Annotated in this window: 13 protein-coding genes; 6 read left to right on the forward strand and 7 right to left on the reverse strand. The window is 68.7% G+C overall.

The features are described from left to right. From Q0716_RS06335 to Q0716_RS06350, 4 genes are all read right to left on the reverse strand, one after another. Positions 1 to 638, reverse strand: a 638-nt coding sequence (locus Q0716_RS06335; protein ID WP_299020973.1) for a branched-chain amino acid ABC transporter substrate-binding protein, incomplete at its 3' end; no start/stop codon positions are given. Positions 639 to 754: 116 nt separating this feature from the next. Beyond that, the gene (locus Q0716_RS06340; protein ID WP_299020975.1) at positions 755 to 1,117 is read right to left on the reverse strand and encodes a hypothetical protein; all 363 of its coding nucleotides are present in this window, start codon (positions 1,115 to 1,117) and stop codon (positions 755 to 757) included. Beyond that, complete coding sequence (locus Q0716_RS06345; RefSeq protein ID WP_299020981.1) at positions 1,114 to 1,590, reverse strand: DNA polymerase III subunit chi; 477 nt, start codon at positions 1,588 to 1,590, stop codon at positions 1,114 to 1,116. Before Q0716_RS06345 ends, Q0716_RS06340 begins: the two co-directional genes overlap by 4 nt. A 15-nt stretch (positions 1,591 to 1,605) precedes the next feature. After that, on the reverse strand, positions 1,606 to 3,111 hold the full coding sequence (locus tag Q0716_RS06350; RefSeq protein WP_299020984.1) for a leucyl aminopeptidase: 1,506 nt from the start codon (positions 3,109 to 3,111) through the stop codon (positions 1,606 to 1,608). A gap of 30 nt (positions 3,112 to 3,141) precedes the next feature. Between Q0716_RS06350 and lptF the strand changes: the two genes are divergently transcribed. From lptF to Q0716_RS06370, 4 genes are read left to right on the forward strand one after another with little or no spacing between them, the layout of a single operon-like run. After that, a complete protein-coding gene (lptF, locus tag Q0716_RS06355) occupies positions 3,142 to 4,281 on the forward strand; it encodes an LPS export ABC transporter permease LptF (protein ID WP_299020987.1) in 1,140 nt (379 codons plus the stop codon). Next, on the forward strand, positions 4,278 to 5,387 hold the full coding sequence (gene lptG / locus Q0716_RS06360; protein WP_299020991.1) for an LPS export ABC transporter permease LptG: 1,110 nt from the start codon (positions 4,278 to 4,280) through the stop codon (positions 5,385 to 5,387). Before lptF ends, lptG begins: the two co-directional genes overlap by 4 nt. 20 nt (positions 5,388 to 5,407) lie before the next feature. Further along, positions 5,408 to 6,352 carry a CysB family HTH-type transcriptional regulator gene (locus Q0716_RS06365; protein WP_299020997.1) on the forward strand — a complete coding sequence of 315 codons (945 nt, stop codon included), beginning with the start codon at positions 5,408 to 5,410 and terminating at the stop codon, positions 6,350 to 6,352. 20 nt (positions 6,353 to 6,372) lie between these two features. Continuing rightward, the gene (locus tag Q0716_RS06370; protein WP_299021002.1) at positions 6,373 to 7,563 is read left to right on the forward strand and encodes a pyridoxal phosphate-dependent aminotransferase; all 1,191 of its coding nucleotides are present in this window, start codon (positions 6,373 to 6,375) and stop codon (positions 7,561 to 7,563) included. 33 nt (positions 7,564 to 7,596) lie between these two features. Here the strand turns inward: Q0716_RS06370 and hrpA are convergent, their stop codons facing one another. Further along, entirely contained in the window at positions 7,597 to 11,556 is a 3,960-nt protein-coding gene (gene hrpA, locus Q0716_RS06375; RefSeq protein ID WP_299021007.1) for an ATP-dependent RNA helicase HrpA, read from the reverse strand. A 70-nt stretch (positions 11,557 to 11,626) separates the two neighbouring features. On the opposite strand from hrpA, the gene argA reads away from it, so the two are divergent. Further along, positions 11,627 to 12,976: an amino-acid N-acetyltransferase gene (gene argA / locus Q0716_RS06380; RefSeq protein WP_299021009.1), complete on the forward strand. Its 1,350-nt coding sequence runs from the start codon at positions 11,627 to 11,629 to the stop codon at positions 12,974 to 12,976. Between the two features lie 19 nt (positions 12,977 to 12,995). On the opposite strand, the gene Q0716_RS06385 is transcribed toward argA, so the two are convergent. Then, the gene (locus tag Q0716_RS06385; protein ID WP_299021012.1) at positions 12,996 to 14,000 is read right to left on the reverse strand and encodes a TerC family protein; all 1,005 of its coding nucleotides are present in this window, start codon (positions 13,998 to 14,000) and stop codon (positions 12,996 to 12,998) included. Positions 14,001 to 14,103: 103 nt separating this feature from the next. Here Q0716_RS06385 and Q0716_RS06390 point away from each other — a divergent pair, with 103 nt between their 5' ends. Continuing rightward, entirely contained in the window at positions 14,104 to 14,991 is an 888-nt protein-coding gene (locus tag Q0716_RS06390; protein WP_043701812.1) for a LysR family transcriptional regulator, read from the forward strand. A gap of 133 nt (positions 14,992 to 15,124) precedes the next feature. Here Q0716_RS06390 and Q0716_RS06395 read toward each other — a convergent pair whose 3' ends face one another. Continuing rightward, positions 15,125 to 15,343: a hypothetical protein gene (locus Q0716_RS06395; RefSeq protein WP_299021026.1), complete on the reverse strand. Its 219-nt coding sequence runs from the start codon at positions 15,341 to 15,343 to the stop codon at positions 15,125 to 15,127. Positions 15,344 to 15,676: the final 333 nt, after the last annotated feature.

Below are 15,676 nucleotides of genomic sequence, written 5' to 3' on the forward strand. Positions count from 1 at the left end.
TCGACGATTTCACCGCCAGCGGCCTTGACGCCTTTTTCGAACTCGTCGGCCACGCCCTGGCCGTAGGCGGTGCGGTCGTCGATGACGGCGATCTTCTTGGCGCCGAGCTTCTCAACCGCATAGCGACCCAGCGTGCCGCCCAGGTGCGTGTCATCCGCCACCATGCGGAAAACGTTGTTGAAACCCTGGCGGGTGTACTTGGGGTTGGTCGCCGACGGCGAGATCTGCGGGATGCCCGCGGCGTTGTAAATCTGCGACGCGGGGATGGTGGTGCCACTGTTGAGGTGGCCGATCACACCGTTGACCTTGGCGTCGACCAGCTTCTGGGCCGCCGCCGTCCCTTGCTTCGGATCCGCCGCATCGTCTTCGGCCAGCAGCTCGAACTTGACCGGCTTGCCTTCGATCTGGATACCCGCCGCGTTGAGCTCCTCGATGGCCATGCGGGCACCGTTTTCGTTATCCTTGCCCAGGTGGGCGATGGGACCACTGGTGGGACCGACGTGACCGATCTTGACGACCAATTGTTCGACCGCAGGACCTTGAGAGGTGGCGGCGGGTTTGGCTTCTTCCTTCTTGCCGCAGGCAGCCAGGGCGATGGCAGCGGCAGCGACGATGGCCAGTTTGTATTGCAGTTGCATGGTGACCCTTGTCAAAAAACGGTTGAACGGATTGCGCAACACGGAACTTTTCGCGCAGGCCTTTACGATACACGAAAAACAACCGCCCTATCCGCTCGGGGGTAGGGTCTGCCCCGTCATCTACGGGTTGTCCCTAATGCGCTGACGATGGCTCGTCGCACGTCTTGGGCGATTTCGTCGCGCACGGCATCGGCAATGGTGCGCGCACCTGTCTCCAACTGGGCGAGGACCCAGGCCTGTAGCGCCTCGGCAACGCGTGCCTGCAGCCGCGGCAACAGAGCCGCCATGACGCGGTCGGTCAGCTCGTCGACCAGCGCGGGGTCTGGCTCTGATACCCCACGCGAGACAACCAGGGCCGAGGCCTCGCCCACTGGCGGCTGCCCGTCGCCCACCAGCGGTGCGGCCGCATCCGAGAGGTGCGGGACGACGTCGGTCAGCGTCGGTACGACGGGCGGCGGCTGGCGCCCCGGCGGCGTCACGATGGTGCCTCCGCCGGTGCGCTGGCGGCGCGCCGCAAACGGTCGTGTGCCACCAGCGTGCACCCCATGGCCTGGTAGCGGCGCCAGCGTTGACGCGCCGCCGCCTTGTCGTCCTCGTCGGTGGAGACCACCTCCACCACGCGCGCCCATCCACGCGGCGCATCCAGCACTGCCGGCCACTGCGGCTGCGCGTTGACAAGCACGGCGCGCTCCCCCTCCACGGTATCGGTGGGCGCCGCGATCACGATCGGGGCGCGCTGGCGCAGCACCGGCGGCGCATCGGCGCACACGTGGGGCACGAAATCATCCGCGGGCAACGTCCATAAAGCCTGGTCGAGGGCCGTCACCTCGTCGGGCGCCACCACCACCCACACGCGCACCCCTGCTTCATAGGCTTTGGCCAGCAGGCGGCACAGGTAGGCGCTGCGCTGCGGCCAGGCCGCCGGCACGTTGAGGTGAAACGCCACGTCCATCGCATTGGCCTCCGGTCAACCGGTACGCCGGCCACCGCGCCGGCGGGCCGGCACGGCGGCATCGGGCGCGCCCCGCGCTGCCTCGTCGAGCAAGTAGCGCGCCAACAACGGCACGGGCCGCCCCGTGGCGCCTTTGTCCTTGCCGCTTTTCCAGGCCGTGCCGGCGATGTCCAGGTGCGCCCAGGGCGTGGTGCCGACGAAGCGCTGCAGAAACTTGGCCGCCGTCACCGCGCCCGCAGGGCGCCCGCCTACGTTCGCCACGTCGGCAAACGACGACTGCAACGCCTCGGCGTACTCATCGTCGAGCGGCAGGCGCCAGCCCACGTCGCCGGCTGCCTCGCCGGCCCGCAGCAGCGCCTCGGCCAGCGCGTCATCGCTGGCAAATACCCCCGTGCGCACATGCCCCAGGGCGATGACGCAAGCCCCGGTCAGGGTCGCGACGTCGATGATGGCGCGCGGCTGGAAGCGCTGCGCATACGTCAAGGCGTCACACAGGATCAGCCGCCCCTCGGCATCGGTGTTGAGGATTTCGATCGTCTGCCCGCTGAGGCTGCGCACGACGTCCCCGGGTTTGACGGCGCGCCCGCTGGGCATGTTCTCGCAGGCGGGAATCAGTCCCACGACGTTGATGGCCGGGCGCAAGCGCGCCAGCACCTCGAACGTGCCCAGCACACTGGCGGCCCCGCTCATGTCGAATTTCATCTCGTCCATCTCGGCCGCGGGCTTGAGCGAGATGCCGCCGGTGTCGAAGGTGATGCCCTTGCCGACGAGCACCACGGGTGCCTGCGCCTTCGCCGCCCCGCGGTAGCGCAAGATGATGAAACGCAACGGCTGCTCCGAGCCCTGCGCCACGGCCAAAAACGCCCCCATGCCGAGCTTGGCCACTTCTTTGGGCCCGAGGACTTCTACGTCGATGCCCCGGCCCTGCAGCGCCCGCGCGGCGTCGGCCAAGGCGGTCGGCGTGGCATGGTTGGCGGGCCGGTTGGCCCACTCCTTGGCCAGCTCCTGACCATGAACGATGGCCACCGCTTCGTCGAAGGCGGCGCGCGCCGGCCGTGCGTCGTCGACGCCAACGGTCACGCTCGCCAGCGTGCGCGCCTTCGGCGCCGACAGCGTCGTCGTGTAGCGATACGATGCCGCCGCCAGCGCTTGCACGGCCGCCTGCAACGCGGCCAACGACAGGCCACCGGCGTGCAACAGCAGCGAACGCACGGGCGCGCCAGCTTTGATCGCGCCCCAGGCGGCGGCCACCGCCTGCCGCACACGGCGCGCGCTGCCATCGCCGCAGCGCACCAGCACTACGCGCCGCGGGCGCACGCCCGGCAGGCGGTGCGCAGCCAGCCATTGGCCCGGCTCGCGTGCCAGGTCGCCGTCGGCCAGCGCCTGGCGCGCCCAGGCCGACAGCACATCGACCTGCGCCACGTCGGCGTCGTCGGCGGCATCGGGCCACAACACGAGCAAGGCGTCGGCATCCATCGATGCGGCCTGGTGTCGAGTGAGGGTCTGTAGTTGGAAGTCCATAATGCGGGGTGTCCTCGAGATCTGCCATCGATGTTATTCGAATCCACGATCCGCCGCGAGCTCGCCCGCGGCTTTGGCGCCGCGCTGGTGGTGATGCTGACCGTCGTCGTCACGATGCTGACGGTGCGCACCCTTGGCCAAGCCAGCCGGGGCGAAGTGGACCCGCAGGCGCTGGCCCTGTTCTTGACCTATGGCATGTTGGGCCAGCTGGGGCCGGTGCTGACGGTGGCGCTGTTCGTGGCCGTGGTGGGGACGCTGTCGCGCATGTACCGCGACAGCGAGATGGTCATTTGGCACATGAGCGGCGTGGGGCTGGCACGCTTTTTGGTCCCCGTGGTGCGCTTTGCGTGGCCGGTGTGGCTGGCGGTGGGGGTCCTGACGGCGCTCGTGGCACCCTGGGCCCAGCAGCAGCGTGACGAGCTGCGCAGCCGCTACGAACAACGCGGCGACCTGGACCGCGTGGCGCCGGGCCAGTTTCAGGAATCCAGCGGCGGACGCCGGGTATTTTTCATCGACCGCGACCCGCCCACGGGCGGTGATGCGGGCACCGGTGCGTCGGCGGTCCGCGAGGGGCGCAACGTCTTCATCGCCAGCACCGAGCCCGACGGCAGCGAGACCATCGTCTCGGCCCGCAGCGGGCGCATCGTGGTCGAGGACGGCGTCACCTACCTGGTGCTGCGCGACGGCCAGCGGCTGTGGCAGCCCCCGGCCCACCAGACCGACGGGCTGCAAATCAGTGAATTCGAGTCATACTGGGTGCGCGTGCGCACCGGCGGGGCGGCCAGCGGCGACAGCGGCCGACGCAGCGCCCAGCCGACGCTGGCCTTGATCCGCGACGGATCGGCGGGCAGCCGCGGCGAGCTGGCCTGGCGCGCCGGGCTACTGCTGAGCGCCATCAACCTGGTGCTGCTGGCGGTGGCAGTGGCGGCCGCCAACCCCCGGGTCGGCAAGAGCGGCAACTTGTTGTTCATGCTGCTCGCCTTCGTGACCTACTACAACCTGCTGGGCGTGGGCAAGGACTGGATTGCGCGTGAGCGCGTCGGCGCGCTGGCCTTCATGGCGGTGTTGCACGGGGGGGTGGCGCTGGGCGCGCTGCTGTGGATGGCGCACCGCGAGCAGCCCTGGTGGCTACGCCTGCGGCGCGCGCGCCTGGCGGAGGCGGCGGCATGAAGACGGTGCGCCGCCTCGTCTACGGCGAGATCCTGACCGCGGTGGCCTTCGTGCTGCTGGCATTTCTCGCGCTGTTTTCGTTTTTCGACCTGATCGATGAGCTGTCGGGGCTGGGGCGGCCATCGCTGCTGCAGCCGGGCGAGCGCTACACGATCGCCGATGCGCTGCTGCACGTGGCGCTGCTACTGCCGAGCCGCCTGTACGAGCTGATGCCCATCGCGGTGCTGATCGGCACCGTCTACGCGCTGGCACGGCTGGCGCAAGGGTCGGAATTCACCGTGTTGCGCACCAGCGGACTGGGGCCAGGGCTCGCGCTGCGCCTGGTGGCGTTGCTGGGGGTGCTGTTTGCGCTCGTGACCTTTGCCGTGGGCGACTACGTCGCCCCTTGGGCCGAGCGGCAGGCGCAGTTGTTCAAAGCACAGTTCCGCGGTGGTATCAGCATCGGCCAGACGGGCGCCTGGCTGCGCGAGCGCGCAGAGGGCACCCACACCTCGGTCAACGTGCGTGCCCTCGCCCCCAACGGCGAATTGCAGGGCATTCGGCTCTTTGTCTTCGACGACCGCGGGCGCGTGCAACAGACGGTGCGTGCGGCCAGTGGCTCGATCGACGCCGAGGCGGGGGTTTGGCGGCTGCGTGACGTCGAGCGGCAGCGCTTCGATGACCCGCAGCGCACCTTGCGCGAGACCCTGCCCATGCTGGACTGGCCCTCGACACTGAGCGCCGACATGCTCACCGTCGCCTTGCTCAAGCCCGAGCGCATGCGCACGCTGGATCTGTTTCAGTATGTGCAACACTTGCAGGCCAACGAGCAGACCACGCAGCGCTATGAAATCGAGTTCTGGCGCAAACTGTTCTACCCCTTGAGCTGCGTGGTGATGGTGGTGTTGGCACTCCCGTTCGCCTACCTACATTTCCGCGACCAGGGCCTGTCGGCGTACGTCTTTGCCGGCATCCTGATCGGCATCAGCTTCTTTTTGGTCAACAGCGTGTTCGGCCACATCGGCAACCTGCAGGGCTGGCAGCCGTGGCTGGCCGCCGCAGCACCATCGGCGCTGTATTCGCTGCTGTCGCTGGCAGCGTTTGCGTGGCTGGTGCTGCGTCGCTGACGCTGAGGAGTCCAACTGCCGTGAATCTGCATCAGTTTCGCTTCGTGCTGGAGGCCGTGCGACGCAACCTCAACCTGACCGAGGCGGCGCGCGCGCTCCACACCTCACAGCCCGGGGTATCCAAGGCCATCCTCGAGCTGGAGGACGAACTCGGCATCGATATCTTTGCCCGCCACGGCAAACGCATCAAGCGGCTGACCGAGCCTGGCCAGCACGTGGTGCGCAGCATCGAGATCATCCTGCGCGAAGTGCAAAACCTCAAGCGTATCGGCAACGAGTACGCCGCCCAGGACAGCGGCACGCTGTCGATCGCCACCACCCACACCCAAGCGCGCTACGTGCTGCCGCCGGCGGTGGCGCGCCTGCGCCAGGCGTATCCCAAGGTGGCGGTGACGCTGCACCAGGGCGCGCCCGATCAGGTGGCACGCTGGGTGCTGGAAGACGCAGCCGACATCGGCATCGCCACCGAGTCGCTCTCCCAATACGACGACCTCGTCACTCTGCCCTGTTATGAGTGGCAGCACGCGCTGGTGCTGCCACCCGGCCACCCGCTGCTCGAGCGCGAGCGCATCGGCCTGGAAGACCTGGCTGCATACCCGCTGATCACCTACCACCCGACGTTCACCGGCCGCACGCGCATCGACCACGCCTTCGCGCAACGGGGCTTGAGCCCCCAGATCGTGCTGGAGGCGATCGACTCGGACGTCATCAAAACCTACGTCAAACTCGGCATGGGCGTGGGCATCGTGGCCGAAATGGCGGTGCAGGGTGACGAACGCACGCCCGAGCTGATCGCCCGCCCTGCGGGCTACTTGTTCGGGCACAACGTGGCGCGGGTGGCTTTCAAACGTGGCGCTTACTTGCGCCAGTTCGTGCTGCGCTTTGCCGAATTCCTGAGTGACCGCCTCTCGCGCGACCTGATCCTGCGCGCGATGGAAGGTGGCGGCCACGACGACCAGCTCTGACGCCCGACGCCCCCGCGACCATGAACACCGCACCGCTTTCCCCACCGCCCCGCTCCCCTGCGCTGGCCAGTCGGCTGCCCCACGTCGGCACCACCATCTTTACCGTCATGTCCGCGCTGGCGCAGGAGTGCGGCGCGGTCAACCTGGGTCAGGGGTTCCCCGACTTCGACTGCGACCCCCGCCTGCCCCAGGCTGTCACCGAGGCCATGCAGGCGGGCCGCAACCAGTACCCGCCGATGACGGGTGTGCCCGCGCTGCGCGAGGGCATTGCGCGCAAGGTCGAGGCGCTGTATGGCCGCCGCTACAACCCGACCAGCGAGATCACGGTGACGACGGGCGCCACACAGGCGCTGCTGACCGCCATCCTCGCGCTGGTGCACCCCGGCGACGAAGTGGTCGTGCTCGAGCCGTGTTACGACAGCTACGTGCCCGCGATCGAACTGGCCGGCGGCACGCCGGTGCGGGTGTCGCTCGCGGCCGGGACGCTGCGGCCCGATTTCGACCGCCTGGCCGCCGCGCTCACCCCGCGCACCCGGGCCATCATCGTCAACACGCCGCACAACCCCAGCGGCACCGTGTGGCGCGCCGACGACCTGCAGCGCCTGTGGGCCTGCGTCGAGGGCACCGACACCTGGATCGTCAGCGACGAGGTGTACGAGCACATGGTGTACGACGGACAGGCGCACCACAGCCTGGCCACCCACGCCGGACTGGCGGCGCGCACGCTCATCGTCTCCAGCTTTGGCAAGACCTATCACGTCACCGGCTGGAAGGTTGGCTACGCGCTCGCGCCCGAGCCGCTGATGGCCGAGTTCCGCAAGGTGCACCAGTTCAACGTCTTTACCGTCAACACCCCGATGCAGCACGGCCTGGCGGCCTACCTCGCCGATCCGGCGCCGTACCTGGGGTTGAGTGCCTTCTACCAGGCCAAGCGCGACCGCTTCCGCGCGGGGCTGGCGCGCACGCGCTTTGCGCTGCTGCCGTGCGAGGGCACCTACTTCCAGTGCGTGGACTACCAGGCGTTGGCCGTGCCCGAGCGCCAACTGGACGAGGCCGCCTTTTGCGAGTGGCTCACGCGTGAGGTGGGGGTGGCCGCGATTCCGCTGTCGGCCTTCTACGGCGACGGGCGCAACCAGGGGCTGGTGCGTTTTTGCTTTGCCAAACGCGACGAGACGCTGGACGCGGCCCTGCAACGGCTGGCGCGGCTGTGACGCCCGTGTCGCGTGCGCCCCGCAGCGGCAGCGCTACGGGTTGGTGCCGATCTGTGCCCACACCTTGTCCAGCCGCTTGGCGCTCACCGGGTACGGTGTGCGCAGCTCTTGGGCAAACAGGCTGACGCGCCACTCCTCCAACATCCAGCGCAGCTCGGCCAGCCGGCCCTCGATTCGGCCCTTGCGCTCGGCCACCAGGCACCAGAAGCGCTGCTCGTGCGGGTGCAATTCGCTCATGCGGGCCGCATCGCGCGCTGGGTCGGCGCGGCACTTGTCCAACCGCATCTGCACCGCTTTCAGATAGCGCGGCAGGTGCACCAACTGCTCCCAGGGCGTCTCGAGCAAAAAGCGCTTGCCCACCAGACGTTGCAGGTGCGCTTGCTCGTCAGCTGCGGTGGCGGCCGGCGGCTTGGCGTCGCGCAACTTGCGCTGCGCCGCTGCCCATTCGGTGAGCACCTGCGCGGCCAGCCGCGCCACCTCCTGCGCGATCAGCACGAAGCGGCTGCGGCCCTCCTGCAGCCGCTGGGCGAACGTCGCCTCGTCACTGGGCCACGGCGGCGATAGAAACGCCCGCTCCAGCGCCACATCGACGATCTGCGCGCGCAGCTCCTCTTGCGTGCCCAGCGGCATGTACAACACCGCCATGCGCGGCAACTCGGGTAGGCTGCGCTCGAGCCCCTTGAGGGTGTCGCGCAACTGCAGCGCAAACAGACGCCGCAACCCCTGCCGGTGCTGCGCTTGCGCCACTTCGGGCTCGTCCACCACGGTCAGCGTCACCGCGTCGCCCGCGTCCACCAAGGCGGGGTAGCCGATCAGCGTTTGCTTGCCCTGCCGGATTTCCATCAACTCGGGCCAGGTGCCAAACGCCCACTGCGTGTAGCGGGTGCTGGCATCCCACCCGGTCGGCGCGGCCTCTTGCGGGGATGGACCGCTGCCGCTGGCCGTGACCGCCGCCGTCGCCGTCGCAGCACTCGGCGCGTCGGGTTCACGCCCCGCTGCCGCCTGCTCGGCGGGGCCTTCGCCCAGCCGCAGCGCCGCCAGCGCCGCAAAGGCACCGCGCGCCTGCGCCCCCCACTGGGCTTTGAGCGCCGCCAGATCGCGGCCCATGGCCAACTGGCGCCCGTGCTCGTCGAGCACGCGGATGTTGAGCAGCAAGTGGGGGGGCAACGTCTCGAGCTTGAAATCCGTGCGCTGCACGGGCAAGCCCGTGCGCTCGCGCACACGGGCCAGCAAGGCATCCAACAGGCTGCCGCGGGCCCAAACGTCGGGTGCTGACAGGGCTTGGGCCAGCGCCTGCGCGGTCTCGGGCAGCGGCACCAGCCGCGCGCGCGGCTTTTGCGGCAGGCTCTTGAGCAGCGCCAGCACCTTCTCGCGCAGCATCCCGGGCACCAGCCACTCCGCCCGCTCGGCCGACACCTGATTGAGCGCGAACAGCGGCACATCCACCGTGACGCCGTCGCGCTCGTGGCCAGGCTCGTGCAGGTAGTGCACGCGGCAGTCTACGCCGCCCAGCCGCAGCACGGGCGGAAACGCCTGCGAGGTCACTCCCGCCGCCTCGTGCCGCATCAGCGCCTCGCGGCTGAGCATCAGCAGCTGCGGCTGCGCACGCGCCGCTTCACGCCACCAGCGCTCCAGCGCCCGCCCGCTACACACGTCGGCCGGAATCTGACGGTCGTAGAAGGCGTAAATCAGCTCCTCGTCCACCAGCACGTCCTGCCGCCGCGCTTTGTGCTCGAGCTGCTGCACCTCGCGCAGCACGCGCCGGTTGTGCGACCAAAAGGGCAACCGTGTGTCCCAGGTATCCTCGGTCAGGCCCGCCACCAGCGCTTCGCGGATGAAGACCTCGCGCGCGCGCACGGGGTCGATACGGGCAAACGACACCCGCCGCTGGCTGTATACCGTCAGCCCGTAGAGTGTGCCGCGCTCGCTGGCGACGACCTCGGCGCTGCGCTTTTCCCAGTGCGGATCGCCCACCTGGCGCCGAATCAGGTGCGCGCCCACCTCCTCCAGCCACTGCGGCTCGATGGTGGCAATGCCGCGCCCGAACAGGCGCGTGGTCTCGACCAGCTCGGCGCACAGCACCCAGCGCCCGGGGCGTTTTTTTAGCCGCACGCCCGGGTGCGGCACGAATTTGATGCCGCGCGCCCCCAGGTACACGTCCTCGGTCTCGTGCTTGCAACCCACGTTGCCCAGCAGCCCGGCCAGCAGGCTCAGGTGGATTTGCTCGTAAGTCGCGGGCTGGGTGTTGGGCTTCCAGCCATGCTCGGCGGCCACGGTGTGCAGTTGCTGGTGGATGTCACGCCACTCGCGCAGCCGGCGCAGGTGGACGAAGCGCTCGCGCAGCAGCGCCTCGTACTGGCGGTTGGACAGCCGGTGGGTCGGCGGCTCACCCGGCGCGTGCACACCGCCGCGAGCTTTCTCCAGCCAGTCCCACAGCTTGAGGATACCGACGAACTCGCTGCGTTCGTCGTCGAACGCCGCATGCGCCTGGTCGGCCTTGGCCTGCGCCTCCAGCGGACGCTCGCGCACGTCCTGCACGCTCAGCGCGCTGGCAATCACCAGCACCTCGGCCAGCGCGCCACGGTCGCGCGCAGCCAGAATCATGCGCCCCACGCGCGGGTCCAGCGGCAGGCGCGCCAGCTCGCGTCCGAGCGGGGTCAGCGCCAGCGCCTCGTCCAGCGCCCCCAGCTCCTGCAGCAACTGGTAGCCGTCCGCGATCGCGCGTCGCGACGGCGCCTCCAGAAACGGAAACGCCTCCACATCGCCCAGACCCAGCGCCTTCATGCGCAAGATCACCCCTGCCAGCGATGAGCGCAGAATCTCCGGATCGGTGTAGCGCGGCCGCGCGGCAAAGTCGGCTTCGTCGTATAGGCGGATGCAAATGCCCTCGGCCACGCGGCCGCAGCGACCCGCGCGCTGATTGGCCGCGGCCTGGCTGATGGGCTCGATGAGCAACTGCTCGACCTTGCTGCGCAGACTGTAGCGCTTGACGCGGGCCAACCCCGAGTCGATCACATACCGAATGCCCGGCACCGTCAGCGATGTCTCCGCCACGTTGGTGGCCAGCACGACGCGCCGCCGGCCACTGGGGTGAAAAATCCGGTTTTGCTCGGCGGCGCTCAGCCGGGCGTACAGAGGCAACACCTCGGTGTCGCGCAGCGCGGGCTGGTGCGACAGGTGGCGGCGCAAATGGTCGGCTGCGTCTCGTATCTCGCGCTCGCCCGGCAAAAAGACCAGGACATCGCCCGCGTGCGCACCGCCGCGCCAGAGTTCGTCCACGGCATCCGCGATGGCCTCGTTCAGCCCATAGTCGCGGCTGTCTTCGAACGGGCGCCATCGGATCTCGACCGGATAGGTGCGGCCGCTGACGTGGATGATCGGGGCGGGCCCGCGCGCGGACGCAAAGTGCTGCGCGAAACGTTCGGCGTCGATGGTGGCCGAGGTGATGATGACCTTGAGGTCCGGGCGGCGCGGCAGTAGCTGCTTGACGTACCCGAGCAAAAAATCGATGTTGAGGCTGCGCTCGTGCGCCTCGTCGATGATCAGGGTGTCGTAGGCGCGCAGCAGCGGATCGCGCTGGGTTTCAGCCAGCAAAATGCCGTCCGTCATCAGCTTGATGGCGGCACTGGGCTGCACACGGTCGTGAAAGCGAATCTGGTAGCCCACCAGCTCACCCAGCGTGGTGCGGGTCTCCTCCGCGATGCGTGCCGCTACCGACGTGGCGGCCAGCCGCCGGGGCTGGGTGTGGCCGATCAGCGGCCGGCGCCGCCCTGTGCCGGACTGCCAGTCCAGGCCGCCGCCACGGCCCATGGCCAGCGCGATCTTGGGCAGTTGGGTGGTCTTGCCCGACCCCGTCTCGCCGCTGACCACGACCACCGGATGCTCGCGCAACGCGGCCTCGATGTCGGCGCGGCGCGCCGATACCGGTAACGTATCGGGAAACTCGATCACCGGCGCTCGGGCCGGCTGATGGCACACTTCGTTCTGTGGCATGACCGCGCGATTATCCCGATCCTGCACGCACCCGCACGCCTGCGCACGCTCTACCCCAACCGCCCGACCGATGTCCAACGTCTTTCACTTCACCTTCGTGCCCTGGTTCCGCTCGGTGGCGCCCTATATCCACAAATTTCGCCACCAGACCTTCGTGGTCGGGGTACCTGGCGAAGCGATCGCCGCCGGCAAGCTGCCCAATTTGGTACAGGACTTGGCGCTCATTCAGAGCATGGGCGTGCGCGTGGTGCTGGTGCACGGCTTTCGCCCGCAGGTGGACGAGCAGTTGCGCGCCAAGGGGCACGCTGCCCGCTTCCACAACGGCATGCGCATCACCGATTCGGTGGCGCTGGACTGTGCCCAAGAGGCCGCCGGGCAGCTGCGCTTCGAAATCGAAGCCGCCTTCAGCATGGGGTTGCCCAACACCCCCATGGCTGGGGCCACGGTGCGCGTGATTTCGGGCAACTTCATCACCGCGCGACCGGTGGGCATCGTCGATGGCATCGACTTCCAGCACTCCGGGCTGGTGCGCAAGGTCGACACCGCGGGAATCGTGCGCGCGCTCGACATGGGGGCCCTGGTGCTGCTGTCGCCGTTTGGCTTTTCGCCCACGGGCGAGGCGTTCAACCTCAACATGGAAGAGGTGGCCACGAGTGTGGCCGTGGCGTTGCAGGCCGACAAGCTGATCTTCGTGACCGAGGTGCCTGGCATCCGCGTGCGGCCGTTCGACCCACCCGGCGATGACAACCCCATCGACACCGAACTGCCGCTGGCCGATGCCGAACGCATCCTCGCCGAAGCCCCGGTGCCGACCGTGCCAACCGACCCGGGCTTTTACCTGCAATACTGCGTGCGCGCCTGCAAGGGTGGCGTCGAGCGCAGCCACATCATCCCGTTTGCGGTCGATGGCTCGCTGCTGCTGGAGGTGTACGTGCACGACGGTATCGGCACCATGGTGGTGGACGAAAAGCTCGAGAGCCTGCGCGAGGCCACCCCAGACGACGTCGGTGGGATCCTGCAGCTCATCGAGCCGTTCGAGAAAGACGGTACCCTCGTCAAGCGCAGCCGCACCGAAATCGAACGCGACATCGCCAACTACACCATCATCGAGCACGACGGCGTCATCTTTGGCTGCGCGGCGCTGTACCCCTACCCCGAGGCCCGCACAGGTGAGATGGCCTCACTCACCGTCTCACCACAGGCGCAGGGCCAGGGTGACGGCGAAAAGCTGCTCAAGCGCATCGAGCAACGCGCGCGCCTGATGGGGCTGGAGAGCATCTTCGTGCTGACCACCCGGACCATGCACTGGTTCCTCAAGCGCGGCTTCCAGCCGGTGCCGCCCGACTGGCTGCCCGAGGCGCGCAAGCGCAAATACAACTGGGACCGGCGCAGCCAGGTGCTCGTCAAGCGCCTGGGCTGAGCCGGCCCGCGCGCCGGCGTCACATCACGCGGTGCGGGCCACCGCGGGCGGCCTCGTCCTGGCGCGTCTTCCACAGCGAGTACAGCACGCCGCCCGCGATCAGGCCGAAGGTCACCGACAGCGAGATCACGGCCGGGATCTTGCCGATGATGCCCACAAGGAAGATCTTGGAGCCGATGAACACCAGCACCAGCGCGAGAGCGAATTTCAGGTAGTAGAAGCGGTGGATCATCGCCGCCAGCGCGAAGTACAGCGCGCGCAGCCCCAGGATCGCGAAGATGTTGCTGGTGTAGACGATGAACGGGTCGGCGGTGATCGCGAAGATCGCGGGCACCGAGTCCACCGCGAAGACCAGGTCGGCGGCCTCGACCAGCACCAGGGCGAGCAGCAGCGGCGTCGCCCACAGCACGGGTTGGCCCGTCACGGGATGCGGCTCGCGCACCAGGAAGGCGTTGCCGCGCAGCCCGTCGGTCACGCGCATGCGCTTGCGCAGGAACCTCAGCAGCGGGTTGCGGGCGATGTCCGGCTCCTCGTCGGCAGCGAACCACATCTTCACCCCCGTGATGACCAGGAAGGCGCCGAACACGTACAGGATCCCGCTGAACTCCTTGACCAGCACCGCGCCCAGGCCGATCATGATCGCGCGCAGCACGATCACGCCCAGGATGCCCCAAAACAGCACCCGGTGCTGATACAGGCGCGGAATGCCCAGAAAGCCAAAGATCAGCGCGATCACGAAGACGTTGTCCATCGACAGCGACTTCTCGATCAGGAAGCCGGTGAAGTAGGCCATGCCGCTCTCAGCCCCCAGGTACCACCACACCCAGGTGCCGAACAGCAGGCCGGCGGTGATGTAGCCGGCCGACAGCAGCAGGCTCTCGCGCACGCCGATCTCGCGCTGCTCGCGGTGCAGCACGCCCAGGTCGAAGACCAGCAGGGCGATCACGATGGCGATGAAAACCACCCAGATCCAGGCGGGTTTGCCCATGAAATCGGCGGCCCCAAAAGCAAGCAAAGCGTCCATACGGTGGTCGGATATTCCTGAAAAGCCTCGATTATGCCGACACCGACGTCCGAAAAAAATACCGACGATACGGATAATCGGTTCGAAAAAACCGAAACGTCAGATGCTCAACTACCGCCACCTGTACTACTTTTGGATGGTCGCGCGCGAAGGCGGCTTTGCCCGCGCGGCCGAGCGCCTGGACATGGCGGTGCAGACGGTCAGCGCCCAGGTGCGCGAACTCGAACGCGCCCTGGGCCACCAGCTGCTGCGCCCGGCCGGACGCACCGTCGCGCTGACCGACGCCGGCCGCGTCGCCTTTGCGCGGGCGGACGACATCTTCCGCATCGGCAACGCCCTGCCGCAGGCGGTCCGCGAGGCCGCCGGCCGACCCGTGCTGCGGCTGGCCGTCGGCCTGTCCGACGGGCTGTCCAAGCTGGCCGCGCACGCCTTGCTCCGCCCGCTGCTCGGCACACCCGATCTGCACCTGGTCTGCCACGAGGGGGAGCCCGAAGCCCTGTTGGCCGAGCTGGCGCTGCACCACCTCGACCTCGTGCTGGCCGGCCAGCCCGCCACGCCGCTGCCCACCTTCCCGGTCGACAGCGAGCGCATCGCCAGTTCGCCGGTCGACTGGTACGGGCCGGCGACCCTGGTCACGGCCGATGCCCGGCGGCACTTTCCTCGGGTGCTGCAGACCCTGCCCGTCCTGTTGCCGACGCCCCACTCGCCGCTGCGTCCCTTGCTGGACCGGTGGCTGGACGATCACGGCCTGCGCCCGCGCGTGGCCGGGGAGTTCGAGGACAGCGCCCTCATGGCGGTGTTCGCGGCACGCGGCCTGGGGGTGTTCCCGGCCAGCCGGTTGGGTCTGGACGGCACGGGGCCGCTCCCGGGTCTCGCGCCGCTCGGCGCTTGTGACGGCGTGCGGGAAGACATTCACGCCATCGTGAGCCGGCGCACGCGGCAGCACCCCTTGGTGCGCCGACTGCTCCAGGGGAGCGCTCTGGCACCGTGAGCACGCCCCAAAACGAAGACCGCCCCGAAGGGCGGTCAAACCAAAACCGCCCCGAAGGGCGGTTGAGCGCCGCCGGGGGCCACCCCGGCGCGTGATGCCCACCCACCGGCCCGAGGCCCGGTGGGCGATGTCATCACTGCTTTTGCTCTTGCGGCTTTTGCTCGCCGGCAGGCTGCTGGGCCTGGTCGCCGGCGGGCTGTTGCGCAGGCTGCTGGGCCGGCTGCTGCGCGGCGTCGGCGGGGGCCGGCGCGGCGGCGGGAGCGGGCGCGGGCGCCGGGGCTTCTTCCTTCTTGCCGCAGGCAGCCAGGCTGGCGGCGGCGATCAAAGCAGCGATCAGAGCGGTCTTGTTCATGTGAGGTCGATTCCGAATCGGGGGACACCGGGAGTCCGTGTTGCACAACCGTCGCCCCGCCGGCACGGGGACGACCTGTGGTCCGTGTGCACCAACCGGTTGCCGGCCGTGCACCAAACACGTTCATTATGGAACCAACCTAGGGTTTACCCGTGTAAGCAATCGTAACGTTTGCTACCGAACTTGTCCGCCCCGCGCTCAGCGAGCGGCGTGCAACCAGCCCGCGGCAAACCATTGCGCCAGCACGTCGCGGACATCGTCACTGGCACGCCGCACGTCCTCGGCCTCCAGCCGGCGCGTATCCGCCAGCCGCCGCATCAGCCGGGCGTCCCG

Source organism: uncultured Tepidimonas sp. (assembly GCF_938045175.1).
Taxonomy (GTDB): domain Bacteria; phylum Pseudomonadota; class Gammaproteobacteria; order Burkholderiales; family Burkholderiaceae_C; genus Tepidimonas.

Excerpts from the sequence above, each read along its gene's own strand:
- lptG (WP_299020991.1), top strand. The coding sequence starts at position 4,278 with ATGAAGACGGTGCGCCGCCTCGTCTACGGCGAGATCCTGACCGCGGTG.
- Q0716_RS06370 (WP_299021002.1), top strand. The coding sequence starts at position 6,373 with ATGAACACCGCACCGCTTTCCCCACCGCCCCGCTCCCCTGCGCTGGCC.
- Q0716_RS06385 (WP_299021012.1), bottom strand. The coding sequence starts at position 14,000 with ATGGACGCTTTGCTTGCTTTTGGGGCCGCCGATTTCATGGGCAAACCC.
- Q0716_RS06395 (WP_299021026.1), bottom strand. The coding sequence starts at position 15,343 with ATGAACAAGACCGCTCTGATCGCTGCTTTGATCGCCGCCGCCAGCCTG.
- argA (WP_299021009.1), top strand. The coding sequence starts at position 11,627 with ATGTCCAACGTCTTTCACTTCACCTTCGTGCCCTGGTTCCGCTCGGTG.
- lptF (WP_299020987.1), top strand. The coding sequence starts at position 3,142 with ATGTTATTCGAATCCACGATCCGCCGCGAGCTCGCCCGCGGCTTTGGC.
- Q0716_RS06390 (WP_043701812.1), top strand. The coding sequence starts at position 14,104 with ATGCTCAACTACCGCCACCTGTACTACTTTTGGATGGTCGCGCGCGAA.
- Q0716_RS06350 (WP_299020984.1), bottom strand. The coding sequence starts at position 3,111 with ATGGACTTCCAACTACAGACCCTCACTCGACACCAGGCCGCATCGATG.
- hrpA (WP_299021007.1), bottom strand. The coding sequence starts at position 11,556 with ATGCCACAGAACGAAGTGTGCCATCAGCCGGCCCGAGCGCCGGTGATC.
- Q0716_RS06345 (WP_299020981.1), bottom strand. The coding sequence starts at position 1,590 with ATGGACGTGGCGTTTCACCTCAACGTGCCGGCGGCCTGGCCGCAGCGC.